Annotated in this window: 4 protein-coding genes; all 4 read right to left on the minus strand. The window is 66.2% G+C overall.

The genetic code is table 11. The features are described from left to right. On the minus strand, positions 1-627 hold a 627-nt coding region (locus tag VFS34_16950; GenBank protein ID HET9796139.1), incomplete at its 3' end, for a hypothetical protein. A 212-nt stretch (positions 628-839) separates the two neighbouring features. Beyond that, complete coding sequence (locus tag VFS34_16955; GenBank protein ID HET9796140.1) at positions 840-1178, minus strand: type II toxin-antitoxin system PemK/MazF family toxin; 339 nt, start codon at positions 1176-1178, stop codon at positions 840-842. Continuing rightward, positions 1178-1414: a ChpI protein gene (locus VFS34_16960; GenBank protein HET9796141.1), complete on the minus strand. Its 237-nt coding sequence runs from the start codon at positions 1412-1414 to the stop codon at positions 1178-1180. The genes VFS34_16955 and VFS34_16960 overlap by 1 nt, the downstream gene beginning before the upstream one ends. Positions 1415-1500: 86 nt before the next feature. After that, on the minus strand, positions 1501-2736 hold the full coding sequence (locus VFS34_16965; protein HET9796142.1) for a DUF4388 domain-containing protein: 1236 nt from the start codon (positions 2734-2736) through the stop codon (positions 1501-1503). Between the last annotated feature and the right edge of the window lie 216 nt (positions 2737-2952).

Genomic DNA, 2952 nt, shown 5'->3' on the forward strand with positions numbered 1-2952 from the left:
GTTCTCGGCCACGTAGAGCCGCTTGCCGTCGGCGGATACGGCGAGACCGGCGGGATACCGTGTCGCCTCCTGGTCTGGTTTCTTCTCAGCCGGATTCTCCGCTTTCTTCTCCACGAGCGGAAAAGACCCGACCTTGCGCGCCTGGCCGTCTTCCCAGGCGTAGCAGTAAACGGCGTCGTCGTTGCCTCCCGAGGCGTAGAGCGACTTTCCGTCGGGCGAAAACGCGACCCCGAGAAAGGCCGAGCCCTGCGGAAGAGTCTGGACGACCTGCTTCGAATCGCGATCGACGACCTGCAACCCCTGCTCCCGCCAACCGCTCAGGAGAAGCACGAGTCGCCGCCCGCCGGGAGCGGGGATCATCTTCAGCGGCATGTTTCCGACGTCGAGCGAAGTGCCCGCGGTGTCGAGGAAGAGACCCGTCGGAAGGCGGACGCGTGTGTCGGATGGCGGGGCTTGAGCCGTCGCCCGGAGTCCCGGCAGCGCCAGGGAGAGGAGCAGAAGAGCGACGGCGATGCGCTTCACCTGTTCGCCGACCGGATCGAGACGGGACGTCGAAGCGCCTTGGCCGGCGCGCGCGCCAAGAGCGGTGCCGAGCTCGAGAGTCTTGCGCAGCCGGATAAGAATCATGTCCGGAAGCACTCTTACAAACTCCCGGATCCCCAGCTATCGAAAAGCTGCGCTCGGTTGTTTCGCCTCCCGGACGTTCACGTACATGGTCGCGAGTCGGAAGGTCAGAAAGTCGCGAGTCGAGGTGGGCGTCCGCGGATAGATTCCGCGCCAGCCCGCGACGGTCACGATCCTTCTACGGCTCGCGGGCGGCGACGGATGCCGCCGATGCGTCAGAGGCCCAGCACGAGCCGGACCCCGTCTTCGACCTCCTCGATCGTCCGCGCGGAGAGGGCGCCGGCCCGCTCCTCCAGCGCCGATTTGTCGATCGTGACGATCTGGGAGACGTTGACCACCGATTCCTTTTCGAGACCGCTCTCGCGAGGTCGAACGACGACGTTGCCGGGGGCGCGGCCGAGCGCGACGTTGGACGTGATCGCCGCGGCAACCACCGTCCGGATGCGGCTTTCGTTGAAGTCGTCGGACTGAAGAACCAGGACGGGACGGCGGTATCCCGGCGCCGATCCTCTCGGCTTGCCGAGGGACGTCCACCAGATCTCGCCGCGCTTCATCAGCGTTCTTTCTTGCGAAGGGCCCTTCGCTGCAGCTCCTCCAGCGCCGGATCGAGGGCAGAAGGTTCGTGACCGTAGACTTCGTCCAGCCTCTCGCGAACGCTCATGGCGGGATGCCTTCGGAGGTAGTCCTCGAGTGCGGTGGAGTAGAGCTCACTCCGCGAAACGCCGAGCTTCTTCGACGCCCGGTCTGCCGCCTTGAAGAGGCGGTCCGGGACGGAAACGGCCGTCTTCATGGACCCGAGTATAACAGGGGTATAACTCGATTGGCCGCGAGTCGGAAGGTCAGAAAGTCGCGAGTCGAGATGTGGACGCCGGGCGTTCAGCGCCGAGTGGGAGTTCCCGCGGACGGTGATGTTTCGAAACCGGTCGCGCCTCCCGACTGATCGAGCGCGCCTTCGCATCGCGAGAGAAGCTCGCGGTTGCGCTTCGACGGATAGCGGTCGACGAGGCTCCGCGCGATTTCGCGAGCCTCGCCGTATTCGCGGCAGACGAAGAGAAGCTCCCCGAATTCGATCATGAGCTCCTCCCGGAGGGGATCGAGCCGGAACGCCTCGCGATACTGATCGAGCGCGCGCTGTCGCCAGAGCCGGTTGAAGGCGAGCGCGCCGGCCAGCCGAAAGTGATATTCCGAATTCTCGGGAGCGATCCGAATGCAGTCCTGGAGAAGAACCACCGCGCCGTAACGGTCGTCCCGCTCGAGGCAGGCGTTGGCTTCGAGGTAGGCGATCCGGGCCTGCTTCTGGCGGACGGCGTCGTCGGGCCTCCCGTGGGCGCCCGAAAGATCGATCGGCAGGAGGAGCGGGCTCGTGTCCCACGGCTCGTGCGGCGGCGCGGGCGGAAGCTCCGGTGAGAGCGCGATCAACCCCGCCGCGAGCAGCGTGTAGAGGGTCTGCGCCGCATCCTCGCGGGAGCCGCCGAGGCGCAGGAGGTCGCGGAGGCGGGTTTTCCCGTCGCAGAGCGACAGGAGATAGGCCTCGCCGGAGTTGAGTTGGAGGGACTCGACGCGCTCGGCGAGTTTCGTGGCGCGCACGAAGTGCACCGGGTCGCCCAGTTCGTCCAGATGCCGGTCTGCCGGCGTCCGGCGCACGCCTTCCATGATCAGTGCCGCCGTGGGAAGGTCGAGCGCGACGTCGGGGTCGAGGCGGCCCGTCTCGGGAGCGAACGCGAAGTCGCCGCTCTTCCAGGCGAAGGCGGAATAGAAGATCTCTTCGAAGTGCCGGCGAATTTCGGCGTCCAGCACCTCCCGGGAGAGAAGCCCCTTCTCGACCAGGGTCCTGCCGATTCGCGGATGACGTCCGGCGTGGATCGACCGGAGCGCGCCTTCGATCTGATCTTCCTCGACGAGGCCGTGGAGCAGGAGCGCTTCTCCGATGCGCATTCCGCGTCGCGTCGTGGCGGCGGTCTTCAGCTCGCCGTCGACGAAGAAGAGGTGGATCGTTTCGCCCGGTCGCGAGAGCGTGAGGGTGCCCCGCGCGCGAACCTCGACAATCCGATGGAGGACCGTCGGAACGGAGACGTCCGCGAGACTCCCGTGAAAGGCTTCCGTCAATTCCATGACAACCGCGACTGCGCGAGACATTAGCAGAAGAAGCGAACGGGGGACTTGATGCATCCTGCGGGAGAGATCCGGCTGCGGCCGGGAAACCGCAGAAGCCGTTGCGCAGCTATGAGTTCCGATCGCCGCGCGCCGGCCGACTCCTCCGCGCTGAGTCCGGGCTCCCCGTTCGGGGTCGCGAGTCACGAGTCAAAAGTCACGAGTCAGTGCCCCGGT

This window comes from Thermoanaerobaculia bacterium (assembly GCA_035717485.1).
Lineage (GTDB): Bacteria > Acidobacteriota > Thermoanaerobaculia > UBA5066 > DATFVB01 > DATFVB01.

What these genes read in the sequence shown, in the direction of transcription:
- VFS34_16960 (HET9796141.1), bottom strand. Translation starts at nt 1,414, where the DNA reads ATGAAGACGGCCGTTTCCGTCCCGGACCGCCTCTTCAAGGCGGCAGAC.
- VFS34_16955 (HET9796140.1), bottom strand. Translation starts at nt 1,178, where the DNA reads ATGAAGCGCGGCGAGATCTGGTGGACGTCCCTCGGCAAGCCGAGAGGA.
- VFS34_16965 (HET9796142.1), bottom strand. Translation starts at nt 2,736, where the DNA reads ATGGAATTGACGGAAGCCTTTCACGGGAGTCTCGCGGACGTCTCCGTT.